This window comes from Streptomyces sp. NPDC026589 (assembly GCF_040638385.1).
Classification (GTDB): Bacteria; Actinomycetota; Actinomycetes; order Streptomycetales; family Streptomycetaceae; genus Streptomyces.
The window spans coordinates 1-16,643 of the sequence record NZ_JBEZYG010000014.1 but is presented as its reverse complement, the minus strand read 5'-3'; the positions used below and the strand labels follow the sequence as shown (position 1 = coordinate 16,643).

The following is a 16,643-nucleotide window of genomic DNA, read 5'->3' as shown; positions in this document are numbered from 1 at the left end:
GGCACGGGGTCGCCGATGCGGTCCGGGCCGTGTGCGTGACGGTCCGGCCGTTAACAGCGTCGCGGGGCGGCGGGGTGTTACCGGCCCTGTGAAGGGGTCGTGAGGGGCACCACGCGCTTGGCGGAGGCGGGTGGCCACCCGATAGCGTGAGCCGACGGTTCCGTAGGTTCACACGTAGGAGTCCTGGTGACGCAGAGCGGACAGGGCGGCGAGCACGAGCTCCCCGCCGCACGACCCGCGCACGAGGGTGTCGTGCTGCCTGCCGACGGCGGAGCCCCCTTGACCCCCGGGGCGCCCGGGCAGGGCGGGCAGCAGGGCGAGCAGACGGTGCCCGCGGGCGGGCAGCCGTGGGGCGGACAGTGGGGGCCGCCGGGACCGCAGCAGCAGCCGGACGCGGGCTACGGCTACCCGCCCGCGCAGCCCCTGCCGCCCGCGCAGCAGTCGCCGGGCCCGGAGGCGTACCAGCAGCCCGGGGCGTACCAGCAGCCCCAGCAGCCGGGTGCGTACCAGCAGCCTCAGCAGCCCGGCTCCTACCAGCAGCCTCAGCAGCTCCCTCAGCAGCTGCCGCACCAGCTCCCTCAGCAGCTGCCGCACCAGCAGCCTCAGCAGCCCGGCGCGTACCCGCAGCAGTACCCCCACCAGCAGAACCAGCAGCCTCAGCAACCGCAACCGCAGCCGTACGCGCAGCCGCTGCCGCCGGAGGCAGGGCCGGGCGCCCGGGGCGGTCAGGGCGGTCAGGGTGTTCCCGGCGGGGACGCGGACGCCACGCAGTACATCGCGCCCGTCGCGGGCGGTCCCAGCCCCGTGGGGCCCGTGCAGGGCGGCGGCGGGGACGCCGACGCCACGCAGTACATCGCGCCCGTCCCGGGCGGTCCCGGCCCCGTGGGGCCCGTGCAGGGCGGCGGGGACGCCGACGCGACCCAGTACATACCCCCGGTGCCCGGAGGGGCCCCGTACGGGATCAGGCCGGGCGCGCCGGGGGACCGGCAGCCGCCCGCGGAGTTCGACAACCTGTTCCGTTCCGAGGGACCCGCGGGCGCCACGCAGCAGATGCCGCAGTTCGACGCGGGGCAGCAGCCCCCGCCCCCGTACCAGCAGCAGGGCTATCAGCCCCAGCAAGCCCAGCAGCCCCATCAGCCCCAGCAGCCCCAGCGGGGGCCCCAGGGCGGCCAGTTGCCGCCGCAGGCGCCCGGGGGCTACCAGTCCGGCCTCCAGGGCTTCCAGGGCCGCGCGGAGCAGGACGGGCCGGCCCCGCGGCCGAGCGGCGACGCCCCGCGCCGGCGGTCCGCGCATGTTCCGCTGATCGCCGCGGTCGTCGTGGGCTGCGCCGTCATCGGACTCGGCGCGGGCGCGCTGCTGAGCGGCGGCAACGATCCCGGTGAGGACGACAAGCAGCCGGTCGCCTCGCAGAGTTCACCAGCGGCCACGGAGCCCACCGCCGAGGCGGCACCCGACCCGGCGAAGCCGCAGGCCGAGGCGCTGGACAAGCTGCTGGCCGACAGCAACGACAGCCGGGCCGCGGTGATCAGCGCGGTCGAGAAGATCAAGTCCTGCAAGGACCTCGACCGGGCCAACACCGACCTCAAGGGCGCCGCCCAGCAGCGCCGCGACCTGGTGACCCGGCTCGAAGGGCTGACCGTGGACAAGCTCCCGCGGAACGCGGAGCTGACCGCCTCGCTGAACCGGGCGTGGAAGGCATCGGCGGCGGCCGACGAGCACTACGCGACCTGGGCGCGGCAGGCCAAGAAGAACAAGTCCGTCTGCAAGGGCGGCCAGGCCCGCTCGACGAGCGAGACGGCCAAGGCCAACCAGCAGAGCGGGGTGGCCACCCAGGCCAAGCGCGAGGCGTCCAAGCTCTGGAACGCGATCGCGGCGAAGTACGGCCTGACCAAGCACGGGGTCACCGAGCTCTGAGCCCCCGGCCCGGCCCGGCCCGATCCCGAACGAGAGGCTCTAGCTGCGCGGGGCGTCCGTCAGGGCGTCCGAGACGTCGACGAAGCCCTTCCTCTGGGCGGTGAGCCGGCCCTCGCGAACCACTTGGAACGTCACCTTCGTGTTGACGATGCGCGGGTAGCTCAACGTGCCCACCAGGTCCTCGAAGCGCCAGCGGAGCGTCGGCGTCAGGCCGCCGGTGTCGACCTCGACGCCCCGGTTGAGGGCGGCCACGACCCGGCCCGGTGTGACCTTCTCGTCGTCGATCGCCCGGACGGCCGCCCGCAGCGCCGTGTACGCGATCCAGGTCGTCTGCACGGCGGTGTCGTCCGGGTCGATGCGGTTGTCCCCGAAGGCGTACTTGCCGACCACCTCGCGCATCTCCTTCCAGCGCGCGTTCCTCGCGTCCGGGTACCAGCCGGTGACGTAGGCGCCCTCGAAGGGGCTGTTCGGGCCGCCCGTGCGGTCGATGAGCGGCTGGCTGACGCTGCCCAGCACGGAGGAGATCCTCACCTGCTCGCCGTCCGGCTCCAGGCGGCGGAAGGAGTCGAAGAACGTCTCCGTACGGGCGCCGAGCACCGCCGTCACACAGCCGCCGTCGGACCGTTCCAGCGCCTGCGCGGCCTGCTCGTCGTAGGACGTGGCGTCCAGCGGGGCCAGGATGTCGGTGGAGGCGGGCCGGTCGGCGGCCATCAGCCCGTTGTTCAGGAGCGGCGGCATGCCATCGCCGCCGATCGAGTCGGGCCGCACCAGCGAGACCCGCTCGCAGCTGCGGCCCAACTGCTGTCCGTGCCCGGCCAGCAGCGCCGGCTGGCCACCGTTGACGGGGTACGAGAGGTAGCTGCTGAACTCCTCGGTGGAGGCGCCGTAGCCGCCGATGTACGGGACGCCGCCCGCCTCCAGCGCCGGCATGAAGCTCTGGCCGTGGCGGCTGTACGAGCCGACGACGGCGGCCACCTTCTTCTCGACGGCCTCCCGCGCGCACCGCTCCGCGCCGAGCGCGGTGTCGCCCTCGTCGCAGACGACCACCTTCAGCTCGCGCCCGTCGATGCCGCCGGTGTCGTTGACCCAGCGCGCGTACGTCTGCGCCATGGCGGGCACCCCGGACATCTTCACCGCGTTGATGTCCTCCGACCGGTCGGGCGCCCACGTCATCACGGTGACGGGCTCCCTGGGCCCCCCCGAGGCCCCAGGGAGCACGCCGCAGCCGGACAGCAGCACCGCCCCCGCCGCCGCCGCGCTGATGACGCCCGGGAAGGGGCGGGGAAAGGTGAGGCGTCGCCGTCCGGTCATGGACCAGGACCCTTCCGGGCCCCGGGTAACGGCGCGGTGTGCCGTTCTCAACGCACGGTGACGTCCAGGTGAATTACGGGGGCCCGTGCGGAGGCGCGGTGAAGGAACGTACGATCGACGACCGTGCAGCAAGGTTCGGAGAACTCTTCCCGTCGCGGCCGTCGCTCCTCCACCATGGGCGGCATGCCGCTCACTGACATGCCGTGGTGGCGCTGGCGCACCAACGTGCGCTCGGCGCTGCACATGCTCGCCGACCCCGTCTTCCACCACGAGTGCTGGCTCGCCGGCCGGGAAGGGTACGGGGACGTCACCGACGCCGTGTACCGCCTGGTCGAGGACACCTGGCTCGACAACTGGTCCGCCGAGAAGTACGTCGGCACCATATTCAGGGACTCCGCCGAGGCCGCCGCCGTGGACGCCGCCGCCCTGCGGGTGCTGCGGATCATGCACCAGGTCGGAGCGGACGCCCCCGTCTCCGCCTATCTGGAGCACCACGGCTGGCCCGAGGCCGTCCACGCGGCCCGCGAGGCCCATGTGATGCTCGCCACCAACGACGCGGAGGATCCGGACATACCGCCCCGCTCGCTGGACGTCATCCGCATCATGACCAGGACCGTCTGAGACACGGAGGGTGTGGCACCCTACGAGGATGACCGCGCCGCAGCCCGCCCCCTCCGCCGCCTCGGACGCCGCCGCGACCGAGCAGTACGTCCTCACGCTCTCCTGCCCCGACAAACAGGGCATCGTGCACGCCGTGTCGAGCTACCTCTTCATGACCGGCTGCAACATCGAGGACAGTCAGCAGTTCGGGGACCACGACACGGGTCTGTTCTTCATGCGCGTCCACTTCTCGGCCGACGCCACCGTGACGGTGGACAAGCTCCGCGCCAGCTTCGCAGCGATCGGGGAGGCTTTCCGCATGGAGTGGCAGATCCACCGGCCCGCCGAGCGCATGCGGATCGTGCTGATGGTCAGCAGGTTCGGCCACTGCCTCAACGACCTGCTGTTCCGCTCCCGCACCGGGGCGCTGCCGGTGGAGATCGCGGCCGTCGTCTCCAACCACACGGACTTCGCCGAGCTCGTCGCCTCGTACGGCATCCCCTTCCGGCACCTTCCGGTGACGAAGGACAACAAGGCGGAGGCCGAGGCGCGACTGCTGGAGCTGGTCCGCGAGGAGGACGTCGAGCTGGTCGTCCTGGCCCGCTACATGCAGGTCCTCTCCGACGACCTGTGCAAGCAGCTGAGCGGCCGGATCATCAACATCCACCACTCGTTCCTGCCGAGCTTCAAGGGCGCCAAGCCCTACCACCAGGCGCACGCGCGCGGGGTGAAGCTGATCGGCGCGACGGCGCACTACGTCACCGCCGACCTCGACGAGGGCCCGATCATCGAGCAGGAGGTCGAGCGCGTCGGCCACGGCGTGACACCGGACCAGCTGGTCGCCATCGGCCGGGACGTGGAGTGCCAGGCGCTGGCGCGCGCGGTGAAGTGGCACGCGGAGCGGCGCATCCTGCTCAACGGCCGCCGTACGGTGATCTTCGCGTAAGGGCTGTCCCGTGATCCGGCGCCGTTCGGCGGGACCTACAGTCGGCTGGAGGACTACAGCCGGCTGAGCGAGGCCGTCGCGAACAGTACGTCGCGGATGGCCTCGCGGTCGCCCTCCTGGCCCGCCGCCGCTTCCACCGGCGAGATGTGGCCCGCGGCGAGCCGGCAGAACTCGACCCCGTCCAGGGCCACCTGCGCCACCGTGCGTTCGGGCGAGCCGAGGGCGGCCGGCGAGTCCAGCGCGATGTACCAGTCGCCCCCGCCGTGGCCCTCGATCTCCAGATGGACCGAGCGGCCCGGCGCGCCGGCCGTGACGAGGTCCTTCGCGGGTCCGGCCAGTCCGGCGCGGCGGCGCCCCGCCATGGCGGCCGGAAGCAGCCGGGCCGCCAGGTCGATCATCCGGTGCAGATGGGCCGCCGACGGGGCCTCGTACGGGTAGTCGACGGCGTCGGCGATGTCCCCGCCGTGCACCCAGCACTCGAAGGCGCGGTCCAGCAGCGCGTCCTGGAGCGGCAGGGCGAAGGCCCCGTAGGAGACGGAGGTCTCGGCGACGTTCCGCCCGGCGAAGGACGCCGTGCGGATCAGGTCGTGGCTCTGGGCCCGCCAGGGTTCGCGGACGGCCCGGGTGGGCGGCCGGTGCGCCGCCGACCAGTGCCTCTCGGTGCGCTCGGTGGGGTCCAGCGGCGCCTCGCCGCCGCCGAGCGGGTCGTCGAGGCCGAGCGCGGCGGACAGCAGCCCGTCGACCGCCGTCAGATGGCCGATCACCCCGGCGACCGTGGTCCTGCGGCTGACCTCGCGCTCCTCCTCGAACCACCGCAGGCGCACCGGCGCGTGCCACTCCGAGTCCCCGATGTCGCGGAGCAGCGCGTCGAGCCGGGCGGTCTCGGCGTCGTACGGGGCGGCGTACTCCGGCACCGGGATCCGGGCCGGCCGGCGGCCCAGGCAGCCGTCCATCACCCGGGACCGGAGCGTCGGATCGAGATCCAGGGAGCCGTCGGTGTGCAGCAGCCCCACCGCGTCCCGCAGCCGCAGCGCCTCGTCCGCGCACGGGGCGCACGCGGTGAGGTGGTCCTCCACGGCGGCGGTCTCCTCGGCCGAACAGGCGGACAGCGCCCAGGCGCCGAGGAGGGCCTTGAGGACCCGGTGGGGGAGGTCGATGCCCGAGGCGGAGGCAGAGGCGGAGGCGGAAGCGGAGGTCATGAGCGGCTCCGGGAGGGCCTGTTCCCATCCGGCCAGTTCCGGGAGGGCCTCTTCCGGTTCGGCCTCTTCCGGTTCGGACGGCTCCGGTTCGGACGGCTCCGGTCCGGACGAATCCGGCCCGGGCGGCTCCGGTGCGGACTGCTCCGGCACGGCCTCGTCCGGGGCCGTCGATCCGGGCGGTGGCAGGGGAGACCGCGGTACGGACTCCAGGTCGAGGTCGTCCGCCGCCCCGCGCGGGCCCGGTATCCGGCGGGCGCCGCGTACCTCCTCCTCGCCTCCTCCGCTCTCGCGTCCGTCGCCGCTCACCGGCCCCGTCCGTAACCGGGTGGCGAGGCCCCTTCGAGCGGGCGGGCGTTCGCCGTGGAGAGCAGTTGGAGCCCCAGCCGGAGCCGGCGTCGCGCCTCGTCCTCGGTCACCCCGAGGTCGGCGGCGGTCTGCCGGTAGTCCCGGCGATGGATGTACGCCAACTCCAGGGCCTGCCGCAGGGGCGCGGGCATCGAGGAGACGATGTAGTCGGCGCGGGCGGCGGCCGTGGCGCTGCGCACCCGCCGCTCCAGCTCCTCCGGGTCGGGCGCCGCGCCCTCGCCGTGCTCCGTCACGTACGAGGAGACCGCCGAGCGGCGCAGCCGCTGGACGGACTGGCGGTGGGTGAGGCGGGCCACCCAGGAGCGCATCGAGCCCTGCTTCGGGTCGTACGCCTCGGGGTTCTCCCAGACCTGGGCGAAGACCTCGCGGGTCACCAGGCCGGCGGCGTCCTCGTCGTCGAGCATCCGGTGCGCCTGGCTGTGGACGAGGGCCGCGAACCGGTCGTAGAGCTCGCCGAGCGCCGCCGCCTCACCGCAGGCCAGCCTCTGCTGCATCCTGCGGTCCCAGCGGGGTGCTGTCTCCTTTGCCATGAACCCCCCAGCCCCCGGCCCTGTCCCACCCGACTCCGTGACCCACCCTGTGCCCGTGAGGACCGAATGTAGTCCGCCGGGCGGGCGGTGCACGCGCCTTTGCGGCAACTCTCCTACCGCTCTCTTACCGCGGCGCGTGGCCGACGACGGTAGTCGATTTTCGGCCCGGATGCCTCGCTGTCCGCCCGCTGTCCGCTCGCCGGCCCCCTGCTGTCCCCTCTGAGCAGCGGAAACGGCCCGAAGCGCTCCTTTCCACCGGAAACCTCCTGGGCGTCGGTCGGCGCGTCGGTGTTTCATGGGGGTGCGGTGGGGCAGCCGCGAGGAGGAACGGAAACTTCCGGATTGCCGGGAGCCCCGGAACGAGAGGTCCAGTCGCGTGACGCTGAAGGTGGACGAGGCGGAGCAGGGCTCCTGGACCGTGCTGCGCATGAGCGGCGAACTTGACCTGGTGACCTCACCCGTCGTGCGCCAGTCCGTCCACGAGGCGGTGGCGGAAGGGCAGCACGATGTGGTGCTCGATCTGTCCGAGGTGTTCTTCTGCGACTCCAGCGGCGTCGGAGTGCTGATCGCCTCGCGCCGGCTGATGAAGTCCTGCGGCGGCCGGCTGCGGCTGATCCTCCCGGCCCGGGGCGCGGAGGACGGTTCGCATGTCAACAAGGTGCTCGGGGCGCTCGGGGTGCGCCGGCTGTTCGACGTCTACCCGGACACGCGGTCCGCCACCGACGAGGAGTGCAGGCCGCTGAGCGCCTGAAGCGGCTCCTTCCGATGCGAGGTTGTCACACGGGAGGCGCTGCTCGGTGACACGTGAGCGTCCCGGGCGTCGTACGCTCCCCGCATGGACAGCGCAGAGTACGAGCGAAAGATCGCGCACCGCTTCGCAGCCTTCGACCAGGACGGTAACGGCTATATCGATCGCGCCGATTTCAACGCCGCGGCGGCCCGTCTGCTCACCGAGTTCGGTACGACGGCCCGCTGCGACAAGGGGCAGGCGCTCTACACCGGTGCCGAGGCCTTCTGGCAGGGCATGGCCGGGATCGCCGATGTGGACGGGGACCAGCGGGTCACCCGTGAGGAGTTCGTGGGCGGGGCGGTGAAGCGGCTCCGGGACAACCCCGGGCGGTTCGCCGAGATCGCCCGGCCGTTCCTACGGGCGACCATCGCGGTCGCGGACGGCGGGAACGACAACAGGGCGTCGGTGGCGGACGTGGAGCGGGCGCTCCGGGTCCTCGGGGCCAGCGCCGAGATCGCGGGCATCGCCGCCCAGAGCCTGGACACGGACCGGGACGGGATGATCGCGGAGAGCGATGTGGTGGCGGCGTTCGCCGTGTACTTCACGGTGATCGAGCCGGACGCGTAGCGATTCCGGGCGTTACGGGGACGGCGCGCCGTTCCCGTAACGCCTCCCGGGCCGTTCCCGTAACGCCTCCCGCTTCGCTGCCGTAGCGCCTCCCGCTCCCGCGACGCCTGCGGCCCTCGGCTCGGCCCGCCTCACCCCCCCTCACCCGGCGAACCGTTCCCGCAGCCGGTACTTGAGCACCTTGCGCAGCGTCTCGTTGCGCGGCAGCGCGTCCAGCACCTCCAACTGCTCGGGCACCTTGTGGACGGACAGGCCCGCCTCCCGCAGGTGGACGGCGAGCGCGGCCAGGGTCAGGGGCGGTGCGCCCGGCGGCTGTTCGACCACCGCGCAGACGCGTTCGCCGCGCTCCGGGTCGGGCAGCCCGATGACGGCCGCGTCGGCGACGGCGGGGTGGGTGTGGAGCAGGTCCTCGATCTCCTTGGCGGAGATGTTCTCGCCCTTGCGGATGATGATGTCCTTCAGCCGGCCGGTGAGCGTGAGGTGCCCGCTCTCCCGGAGCCGCCCCAGGTCCCCGGTGATCAGGAAGCCCTCGGCGTCGAAGGCCGCGGCGGAGGCCCCGGCGTCCAGATAGCCCCGGCAGACCGCCTCCCCGCGCAGCCGCACCTCGCCCTCGGCGCCGTACGGGAGCGGCTCGCCGTGCTCGCCGGCGATCCGGATCTCCATGCCCTCCGGGGGCCGCCCCTCGGTCAGGGCCAGGTTCTCCGCCGTGTCGTCCGGGGCGCCCATGGTGATCATCGGAACCTCGGTCATGCCGTAGCCGTGGGTGAGCTGGACCCCCATCTCCCGCACCACCGCGTGGTAGACCTCCGGCGGCTTCGGCGCTCCGCCACCCGCCAGCAGACGGAGGGTCGGGATGAGCGGCCGGTCGGGGGCCTTGCGCTGTTCGGCCAGGAACATCGCGTAGAAGGCGGTCGAGCCGCCGGCCACCGTCACCCCGTGCCGCCGGTACTCCGCCAGCGCGTCCGGCAGCGCGAACTGCTCGAACATCACCGCGGGGAACCCGTACAGGAGCAGCATCACCGTGTAGTCGGGCCCGGCGACATGGGCGTACGGGAACGCCATCGAGCCCACGTCGTCGGCGGAGAGCTTCAGGGCGTGGGCGAGACAGGAGCCGCCCGCGATCAGGGAGCGGTCGGTGTGCAGGACGCCCTTGGGGTCGGAGGTGGTGCCGGAGGTCCAGTAGATCCACCGGACCTCCTCGCCCGACGAGGGAGCGGGCGGGGGCGGCAGGACCGCCGGGTCGCCGTCGGGGAGGGTGTCGTACGCCTCGAAGACCTGCGGCGGACGGTCGAGTTCCCCGGCGATCCGCTCGGCCATCGCCGTGTGGTCGAAGCCGCGCCACACGCCGGGCACGGCGAAGAACGCGGCCCCCGACGCGCGCAGTGCGAACCGCACCTCGCGGTCCCGGTAGAACGGGATGACCGGCGTCTGTACGGCCCCGAGCCGGGTCAGGGCGAAGGAGAGCAGCGCCGTCTCCAGCCGGGTCGGCAGCTGCCAGGCCACCACGCTGCCCGCCCGTACGCCCATCCCGTACAGCCCGGCGGCGACCCGCTCGGCGCGGTCCCTCAGCTCGCCGAAGGTCAGGCGCCGGTCCTCCTGGAGCAGGACGGGGTGGCCGGGGGTGAGGGCGGCGCGGCGTTCGATCAGCTCCCAGAAGGTGCGGGAGGCGCCCAGGGCGTGGGCGGATGCGGTCACGTCGTTCACGGCGGTCACAGCGGTCCCTCCGAGCTGACGGGCAGTCAGATAATGCGGAGAGCGTAGGGCTCCGCGCCTTGTCGGTCCAGGGGTGCGGGGCTAGCCTGAGTGCTGCGACCAAATCTGACGGGTCATCAGAAAGTTCGGCAAACTATCGGAGACCGCCCGCACCCGGGACCGCGCCGGGCGCGCCGGGCGTGCCGGAGGGACGACACCATGACGGATACGGAACTGCCTCGGATCGTCAGCGTCGACGACCATGTGATCGAGCCCGCGCACCTCTTCTCCACCTGGCTGCCCGCGAAGTACCGCGAGCGCGGGCCGCAGCCGCTCACCGCGGGCATCGGGGAGCTGGCCTACACGGGCGGGAAGTACGTCATCACGATGGACCCGGACGGGCCGCCCACCGACTGGTGGATCTACGAGGACCTGAAGTTCCCGTACAAGCGGAACATCGCCGCCGTCGGCTTCGACCGCGACGACATGACCCTGGAGGGCATCACCCGCGCCGAGATGCGGCCCGGCTGCTGGGACCCGGCCGAACGCCTCAAGGACATGGACCTCAACCACGTCGAGGCCTCGCTCTGCTTCCCGACCTTCCCGCGCTTCTGCGGGCAGACCTTCGCCGAGGCGCACGACAAGGAGGTCGCCCTCGCCTGCGTGCGCGCCTACAACGACTGGATGGTCGAGGAGTGGTGCGGCGACAGCGGCGGCCGGCTGATCCCGCTCTGCATCATCCCGCTCTGGGACATCGGCCTCGCCGTCGCGGAGATCCGGCGGAACGCGGCCCGGGGCGTCCGCGCGGTCACCTTCTCCGAGATCCCGACCCACCTCGGACTGCCGTCCATCCACACCGGCTACTGGGACCCGTTCTTCGCCGTCTGCCAGGAGACCGGCACCGTCGTCAACATGCACATCGGCTCCAGCTCCCAGATGCCCGCAGCCTCCCCGGACGCGCCCCCCGCCGTGCAGGCCTCGCTCTCCTTCAACAACGCGATGGCCTCGATGATGGACTTCCTCTTCAGCGGGGTCCTGGTGAAGTTCCCGACGCTGAAACTGGCGTACAGCGAGGGCCAGATGGGGTGGATCCCGTACGCCCTGGAGCGCGCCGACGACGTCTGGGAGGAGCACCGGGCCTGGGGCGGGGTGCGCGATCTGATCCCCGAGCCGCCGTCCACGTACTACTACCGGCAGATGTTCTGCTGCTTCTTCCGCGACAAGCACGGCATCGCGTCGCTGGACGTCGTCGGCCGCGACAACGCCACCTTCGAGACCGACTACCCGCACGTGGACTCGACCTTCCCGCACACCAAGGAGGTCGCCCTCGACCACGTCAAGGGACTGGACGAGGAGACCGTCCACAAACTGATGCGCGGAAACGCGATCCGGATGCTCGGCCTGGACCTGGACAAGTAGGCGGGGACGGCGGTGGATCTCGCGTACACGGAGGCCGAGGAGGAGTTCCGGCGGCGGCTGCGGGAGTGGCTGGTCGGCGCCCTCCCCGGCCTGCCCCCGAAGCCCTCGCCCGACGACTGGCCCGCGCGCCGGGCGTACGACACCACCTGGCAGCGCATGCTGTACGACGCCGGGTACGCGGGCCTGCACTGGCCGGTGGACGCGGGCGGGCGGGGCGCCACCCCGACCCAGCACCTGATCTACCTGGAGGAGACGGAGAAGGCCGGCGCCCCCTACGTCGGGGCGAACTTCGTCGGGCTGCTGCACGCCGGACCGACGATCGCCGCCGAGGGCACGGCCGAGCAGCGGGCCCGCTGGCTGCCCCCCGTGCTGCGCGGCGACGAGATCTGGTGCCAGGGGTTCAGCGAGCCGGACGCGGGCTCCGACCTGGCCGCCCTGCGCACCCGCGCCGTGCGCGACGGCGACGCCTACGTGGTCAGCGGAGCCAAGATCTGGACCTCGCACGCCGAGGTCGCCGACTGGTGCGAGCTGCTGGTGCGCACCGACCCGGACGCGCCGAAGCACCGCGGGATCAGCTGGCTCGCGATGCCGATGGACGCCCCCGGCATCACGGTCCGGCCGCTGCGCACCCTGGCCGGGTCCACGGAGTTCGCGGAGATGTTCCTCGACGAGGTCCGGGTGCCGGCCTCCTGTCGCGTGGGCGCGGAGAACGACGGCTGGCGGGTCACCATGGTCACCCTCTCCTTCGAACGCGGCACGGCCTTCGTCGGCGAGGTCGTCGCCTGCCGCCGCACCCTGGACGCCCTCGCCGACGAGGCCCGGCGCAACGGGCGGTGGGACGACGCGGTGCTGCGCCGGCGCCTCGGCAGGCTCAACGCCGAGTTCCGGGCCCTGTGGCGGCTCACGCAGTGGAACGTGGCGGAGTCGGAGCGCACGGGAGGAGTCCCCGGCGCCGGCGGCTCCGTCTTCAAGCTGCGCTACTCCGGGGCCCGCCAGGAACTGTACGAGGCGGCGGCGGAGGTGCTGGGGGCCGGCGACGCGTTCGACCTGGACCAGGAATGGGTGCTGGACCGGCTCTCCTCCCTCTCGTACACGATCGCCGCGGGCACCTCCCAGATCCAGCGGAACATCGTCGCCGAGCGCATCCTCGGCCTGCCGAAGGGGCGCTGAGGCCACCGTGCACTTCCAGCTCTCGGACGACCAGCGGGCCCTGCGGTCCGGTATGCGCGACCTGCTCGACGCGGTGTTCGACCGGGACCGGCTGCGGGCGGCGGTGGAGCGGGGCGGGACCCTGGACCGTTCGCTCTGGCGGGAGCTGGGCGCGGCCGGCTTCTTCGCGCTCCGGCTGCCGGAGGAGGCGGGCGGGGTGGGCCTCGGGCTGCCCGAGGCGGTGCTGCTCTTCGAGGAGGCGGGCCGGGCGCTGCTGCCGGGCCCGCTCGTCGCCACCCACCTGGCGGCGGGCCTGGTGAAGGGGGCCGCCGAGGGCGAGGCGGTGGTGACGGCCGTGGACGGGGTCCTGCCGGTGGCCCACCTGGCGGAGGCGGACGCGGTGCTGGTGGGCGCCGACGCCCTCGTCGGGGAGCCGCTGCACGCCTTCGTCGCCGCCGCCCGGCCCGTACGGTCGGTGGACCCGCTCACACCGCTGCACCGGGTGGCAGGGCGTACGGCGGCCGCGGAGGCGTACTCCGGCGCACTCCACTACGAGGGGGCGCTTCTCACTGCTGCCGAACAACTCGGCAGCGCTACCCGTACCACCGAGACAGCCGTTCAACACGCCGGGGACCGACAGCAGTTCGGATCGCCCATCGGATCGTTCCAAGCGGTCAAACATCTCTGCGCCGACATGCTCGCCCGCACCGAACCCGCCCGCGCCGCCGTGTACGCGGCCGCCGTGACGGGCGACCCGGTGGAGATCGCGGCGGCCAAACTGCTCGCCGACGACGCGGCCGTACGCAACGCGCGCGACTGCCTCCAGATCCATGGCGGAATGGGCTTCACCTGGGAGGCAGATGTTCACCTCCACCTGAAACGGGCCTGGCTCCGGGCCGCGGCCCGGCTCGGCGGGGCCGCGGCGGAGGAGCTCCTGGCCGCCGGCCTGGGGGCCGCGCGGCCGCGTTCCGGCAGCTCGGCGGCGTCCGGCGGAGGAACCCCGAAAGCAGGGGGCGGAGGGTGACGCAGCGCAGCCGTGCGGCGCCGGTACCGGCTTGTGTCCTTTGCGTGCTTCGTCACCGGGTGGAGTCGGTGTCCGGCTCGGGTACGCTCCGTGGAATGCGAGTGGTTCTGGAACCGGGCGATCCGGGGGCGGCCTGTGCGGCGGCCCCGGTCCGGGGCGAGGGCTCTCGTCGGAGATGTGCCGGGCCTGCCCGAAGAGCGTTTCTCGCGGTCTCTGCGCGCTCCTGTTCGACTCCCCGCGGCGAGCGTCGCACAGTATGCACCACGCGTACTCCTTCGCGCTGGAATATGCCCGAAGCGCTTGTTGCGGTGACTGTACGTCAACCATGCTGTCGCGTAAGGGAATCACGTTCCGTGACCCTGAGGAGGCGCGAGGCGATGTGTCCGCCGGTTCGGATGGTGTGAGCGGTGCAGGTGCTTCAGGTTCAGCTGGAGGTCGGTCCGGATCCCGCGGAAGTGGGGCGGGCCCGTAGGTGGGCGCGGTCGCGTCTGGTCGGTTCCGGGATAGGGGATGACGAGCCTCTCGCCGAGACGCTCATCCTGCTGATCTCGGAGCTGGTCACCAACGCCGTCGTCCACACGGGCTGTCCCGCGGTGCTGCGGATGCTCTTCGGCGGGTCCGGGGCGTCCGGCGCGGCCGGGACCGTCCGGGTCGAGGTCGCGGACGCCAGTGACCGCCCGCCGCTCCAGCGGCACGCGGAGGGCGACGACACCGGCGGCCGGGGCCTGGAGCTGGTGGACGGCCTCGCGGACCGCTGGGGCTGGCTGCCGGAGGGCGCCGGGAAGCAGATCTGGTGCGAGGTCGACCGGAGCGGTCCGGTGCGGCTCCCGGAGGCGCCCTCGGGCGTCGGCCAGGGCGGCGAGCCGTGCGAACCGCCGTCCTGCCTCTTCACCAACCTGGCCTGAGACCGGTTCCCTCGCTTTCCACCACCTCTCCACGGCCTCCTCCCCTTCCCTTGCGCGGAGGCCGTTCACAGGATCGCGACCGGGGCGACCGGCGAGCCGGTGGCCCCGGCGAACGGTTCCGGTGTCGCGGTGAGAAGGAAGGCGTGCCGGCCCTCCTCCGCGCAGGCCTCGGACAGCGCCTCCAGGTTCCAGTTCTGGCCCTGGAGCATGCCCATCTCGACCAGGTGCAGCGCGTGCACCGGCATCCAGAGGTCCTCGATCTCCGGCGGGAAGATCTCGAAGGTCAGGGTGTCGTTGGCGACGGCCGCGACATCCCGGGCGTGGAACCACTCGGGCGTGCGCACCGAGAGCCCCGGCGACGGATAGCCGTACGCCTGCCGGTCCCCGCCCAGCGCGAGGCGCACCTGCCCGGTCCGTACGAGCACGATGTCCCCGGCCCGTACGCGTACGCCCCCGAAGTCCTCCGCCGCGGTCAGGTCGTCCGGGGTCACGGCGTGGTCGCCGGGCAGCCGGTCCACCCCCCGGGCCCGGGCCACGTCCAGCAGCACCCCGCGCGAGACGAGGTGCTCCACGGTGGCGATCGAGGCGAACCGGGCCCCGCCGTGGGCGGTGATCGTGTCCGCCGGGCGGCCGTTGTAGATCTTCCCGCTGTGCGCGACATGGGTCAGGGCGTCCCAGTGGGTCGAAGCCTGGAGCCCCATCGTGACGGCGTCGTCGCTGGTGGCGACCGTGCCGGGGCCGAAGATCTCCTGGTTGATCTGGACCATCGTGTGCAGCGGATTGATCCGGCCCGGGATGAGTCCGCTCTGCACCCCGTCCTGCCGGAGCGGCAGCGCGAGCGGTATCCGGCGGCCGGTGCGGGCGGTGGCGACGGCCTCGCGCACGACGGCGTCGGTGATCAGGTTGAGCGTCCCGATCTCGTCGGCCCCGCCCCAGCGGCCCCAGTTGTTCACGCGCTTCGCGATCTCGTGGAACTCGGCCGGCAGGGACATGGGGACCTCCTGGGTCTTGTGCCGGAGCATCTGACTGCCCGTAAAATCTAACGGTCCGTCAGAAACCGCGGGAAGGGGCCGGGCATGGGGAACTTCTTGGCAGGCAGGGTGGTCGCCGTGACAGGGGCCGGCCGGGGCATCGGGCGGGCGGTCGCGCTCGCCGCGGCGGGGGAGGGGGCGCGGGTCGTCGTCAACGACTACGGAGTCTCCGTCGAGGGTTCCGAACCGACCAGCGAGATCGCCCGGTCCGTCGTCAAGGAGATCGAGGCGGCGGGCGGCGAGGCGGTCGCGGTCGCCGACGACATCTCCACGATGGCGGGCGGGCAGCGGATCGTGGACACCGCGCTGGCGGAGTACGGCCGGCTCGACGGGGTGGTCTGCGTGGCCGGGATCCTCCGTGAGCGGATGCTGTTCAACATGTCCGAGGAGGAGTGGGACCCGGTCCTCGCCACGCACCTCAAGGGCACGTTCACGGTCTTCCGGGCCGCCTCGGCGGTGATGCGGAAGCAGGGGGGCGGGGGCACGCTGATCGGCTTCACCAGCGGCAACCACCAGGGCAGCGTCTCCCAGGCCAACTACAGCGCGGCGAAGGGCGGGATCATCTCGCTGGTGCGCAGCGCGGCGCTGGGCCTGCACAAGTACGGGGTCACGGCGAACGCGGTCGCGCCCGTCGCCCGGACCCGGATGTCGGCCGGGGTGCCGATGGAGCTGAAGGAGATCGGGGAGCCGGAGGACGTGGCGGCCCTGGTGGTCTACCTGCTCAGCGAGCGGGCGCGGGCCGAGCGGATCACCGGGCAGGTGTACACGGTCGCGGGCCCGAAGATCGCGGTCTGGGCCCAGCCGAGGGAGTTGCGGGCGGCGTACGGGGAGGGGCCCTGGACCCCGGAGAGGATCGCGGACTTCCTGCCGGGGACGGTGGGGGTGGACCCGATGCCGATGCTGGCGCGGCTGGAGGAGATGGCGGCGGCGGCCAGGTCGGGCGACCGGCCGAACATCTCCAGCCCCTCCGGCGATTGAGGAGCGGGTGCCGAGCCATCCGGCCTCCTCGGCGTTCGAGGAGCGGGTGCCGAGCCATCCAGCCTCTCCGGCGATTGAGGAGCGGGGGTCCGGGGGCGGAGCCCTCGGGGCGCTGCCCCGGACCCGGGGCGACACGTTCGAGTGCGCCCGGCTGCCGCTGGTACGTGGCGAGGAGCGGTGGCGGGGGCGTCAGAAGTGAGGGTTCTCCGTCGGCCGGTCGGC

The 16,643-nt window shown here is 72.8% G+C and carries 16 protein-coding genes; 11 read left to right on the top strand and 5 right to left on the bottom strand.

Going from position 1 to position 16,643, the window contains the following annotated elements:
• Positions 1–186: 186 nt before the first annotated feature.
• On the top strand, positions 187–1,914 hold the full coding sequence (locus AB0F29_RS23585) for a hypothetical protein (protein WP_361875125.1): 1,728 nt from the start codon (positions 187–189) through the stop codon (positions 1,912–1,914).
• Positions 1,915–1,953: 39 nt separating this feature from the next.
• On the opposite strand, the gene AB0F29_RS23580 is transcribed toward AB0F29_RS23585, so the two are convergent.
• On the bottom strand, positions 1,954–3,225 hold the full coding sequence (locus tag AB0F29_RS23580) for an ABC transporter substrate-binding protein (RefSeq protein ID WP_361875122.1): 1,272 nt from the start codon (positions 3,223–3,225) through the stop codon (positions 1,954–1,956).
• A 174-nt stretch (positions 3,226–3,399) separates the two neighbouring features.
• Here AB0F29_RS23580 and AB0F29_RS23575 point away from each other — a divergent pair, with 174 nt between their 5' ends.
• On the top strand, positions 3,400–3,846 hold the full coding sequence (locus AB0F29_RS23575) for a hypothetical protein (protein ID WP_361875755.1): 447 nt from the start codon (positions 3,400–3,402) through the stop codon (positions 3,844–3,846).
• 28 nt (positions 3,847–3,874) lie between these two features.
• The gene (gene purU / locus AB0F29_RS23570) at positions 3,875–4,771 is read left to right on the top strand and encodes a formyltetrahydrofolate deformylase (protein WP_228923042.1); all 897 of its coding nucleotides are present in this window, start codon (positions 3,875–3,877) and stop codon (positions 4,769–4,771) included.
• 53 nt (positions 4,772–4,824) lie between these two features.
• On the opposite strand, the gene AB0F29_RS23565 is transcribed toward purU, so the two are convergent.
• Positions 4,825–6,276, bottom strand: coding sequence for a zf-HC2 domain-containing protein (locus tag AB0F29_RS23565; RefSeq protein WP_361875119.1), 1,452 nt, complete (start codon positions 6,274–6,276; stop codon positions 4,825–4,827).
• Positions 6,273–6,866 carry a sigma-70 family RNA polymerase sigma factor gene (locus AB0F29_RS23560; RefSeq protein ID WP_361875116.1) on the bottom strand — a complete coding sequence of 198 codons (594 nt, stop codon included), beginning with the start codon at positions 6,864–6,866 and terminating at the stop codon, positions 6,273–6,275. Before AB0F29_RS23560 ends, AB0F29_RS23565 begins: the two co-directional genes overlap by 4 nt.
• Before the next feature lie 376 nt (positions 6,867–7,242).
• On the opposite strand from AB0F29_RS23560, the gene AB0F29_RS23555 reads away from it, so the two are divergent.
• Both AB0F29_RS23555 and AB0F29_RS23550 read left to right on the top strand, forming a co-directional pair.
• Entirely contained in the window at positions 7,243–7,617 is a 375-nt protein-coding gene (locus AB0F29_RS23555; RefSeq protein WP_217229063.1) for an STAS domain-containing protein, read from the top strand.
• Between the two features lie 84 nt (positions 7,618–7,701).
• The gene (locus AB0F29_RS23550) at positions 7,702–8,223 is read left to right on the top strand and encodes an EF-hand domain-containing protein (protein WP_361875113.1); all 522 of its coding nucleotides are present in this window, start codon (positions 7,702–7,704) and stop codon (positions 8,221–8,223) included.
• Between the two features lie 141 nt (positions 8,224–8,364).
• Here the strand turns inward: AB0F29_RS23550 and AB0F29_RS23545 are convergent, their stop codons facing one another.
• Complete coding sequence (locus AB0F29_RS23545) at positions 8,365–9,936, bottom strand: AMP-binding protein (protein ID WP_361875111.1); 1,572 nt, start codon at positions 9,934–9,936, stop codon at positions 8,365–8,367.
• A gap of 198 nt (positions 9,937–10,134) precedes the next feature.
• Here AB0F29_RS23545 and AB0F29_RS23540 point away from each other — a divergent pair, with 198 nt between their 5' ends.
• The 4 genes from AB0F29_RS23540 (at position 10,135) to AB0F29_RS23525 (ending at position 14,412) form a co-directional block, all read left to right on the top strand.
• Complete coding sequence (locus tag AB0F29_RS23540) at positions 10,135–11,334, top strand: amidohydrolase family protein (protein ID WP_361875108.1); 1,200 nt, start codon at positions 10,135–10,137, stop codon at positions 11,332–11,334.
• Between the two features lie 12 nt (positions 11,335–11,346).
• A complete protein-coding gene (locus AB0F29_RS23535) occupies positions 11,347–12,504 on the top strand; it encodes an acyl-CoA dehydrogenase family protein (RefSeq protein WP_361875105.1) in 1,158 nt (385 codons plus the stop codon).
• A gap of 7 nt (positions 12,505–12,511) precedes the next feature.
• Positions 12,512–13,507 (top strand): acyl-CoA dehydrogenase family protein, encoded by a 996-nt coding sequence (locus tag AB0F29_RS23530; protein ID WP_361875102.1) that lies wholly within the window; start codon positions 12,512–12,514, stop codon positions 13,505–13,507.
• Positions 13,508–13,914: 407 nt separating this feature from the next.
• The gene (locus tag AB0F29_RS23525) at positions 13,915–14,412 is read left to right on the top strand and encodes an ATP-binding protein (RefSeq protein WP_361875099.1); all 498 of its coding nucleotides are present in this window, start codon (positions 13,915–13,917) and stop codon (positions 14,410–14,412) included.
• A gap of 65 nt (positions 14,413–14,477) precedes the next feature.
• Here AB0F29_RS23525 and AB0F29_RS23520 read toward each other — a convergent pair whose 3' ends face one another.
• Positions 14,478–15,404 carry a cyclase family protein gene (locus AB0F29_RS23520; protein ID WP_361875097.1) on the bottom strand — a complete coding sequence of 309 codons (927 nt, stop codon included), beginning with the start codon at positions 15,402–15,404 and terminating at the stop codon, positions 14,478–14,480.
• A gap of 84 nt (positions 15,405–15,488) precedes the next feature.
• Here AB0F29_RS23520 and AB0F29_RS23515 point away from each other — a divergent pair, with 84 nt between their 5' ends.
• Together AB0F29_RS23515 and AB0F29_RS23510 are read left to right on the top strand one after the other, a co-directional pair.
• On the top strand, positions 15,489–16,421 hold the full coding sequence (locus AB0F29_RS23515; RefSeq protein ID WP_361875094.1) for an SDR family oxidoreductase: 933 nt from the start codon (positions 15,489–15,491) through the stop codon (positions 16,419–16,421).
• A gap of 7 nt (positions 16,422–16,428) precedes the next feature.
• Positions 16,429–16,620, top strand: a complete 192-nt coding sequence (locus tag AB0F29_RS23510; RefSeq protein WP_361875091.1) for a hypothetical protein — start codon at positions 16,429–16,431, stop codon at positions 16,618–16,620.
• The last annotated feature ends 23 nt before the right edge of the window (positions 16,621–16,643 follow it).

Bases quoted from the DNA above. Each gene is read 5' to 3' on its own strand.
- AB0F29_RS23575 (WP_361875755.1), top strand. From the start codon at position 3,400: ATGGGCGGCATGCCGCTCACTGACATGCCGTGGTGGCGCTGGCGCACC.
- purU (WP_228923042.1), top strand. From the start codon at position 3,875: ATGACCGCGCCGCAGCCCGCCCCCTCCGCCGCCTCGGACGCCGCCGCG.
- AB0F29_RS23540 (WP_361875108.1), top strand. From the start codon at position 10,135: ATGACGGATACGGAACTGCCTCGGATCGTCAGCGTCGACGACCATGTG.
- AB0F29_RS23550 (WP_361875113.1), top strand. From the start codon at position 7,702: ATGGACAGCGCAGAGTACGAGCGAAAGATCGCGCACCGCTTCGCAGCC.
- AB0F29_RS23560 (WP_361875116.1), bottom strand. From the start codon at position 6,866: ATGGCAAAGGAGACAGCACCCCGCTGGGACCGCAGGATGCAGCAGAGG.
- AB0F29_RS23520 (WP_361875097.1), bottom strand. From the start codon at position 15,404: ATGTCCCTGCCGGCCGAGTTCCACGAGATCGCGAAGCGCGTGAACAAC.
- AB0F29_RS23580 (WP_361875122.1), bottom strand. From the start codon at position 3,225: ATGACCGGACGGCGACGCCTCACCTTTCCCCGCCCCTTCCCGGGCGTC.
- AB0F29_RS23515 (WP_361875094.1), top strand. From the start codon at position 15,489: ATGGGGAACTTCTTGGCAGGCAGGGTGGTCGCCGTGACAGGGGCCGGC.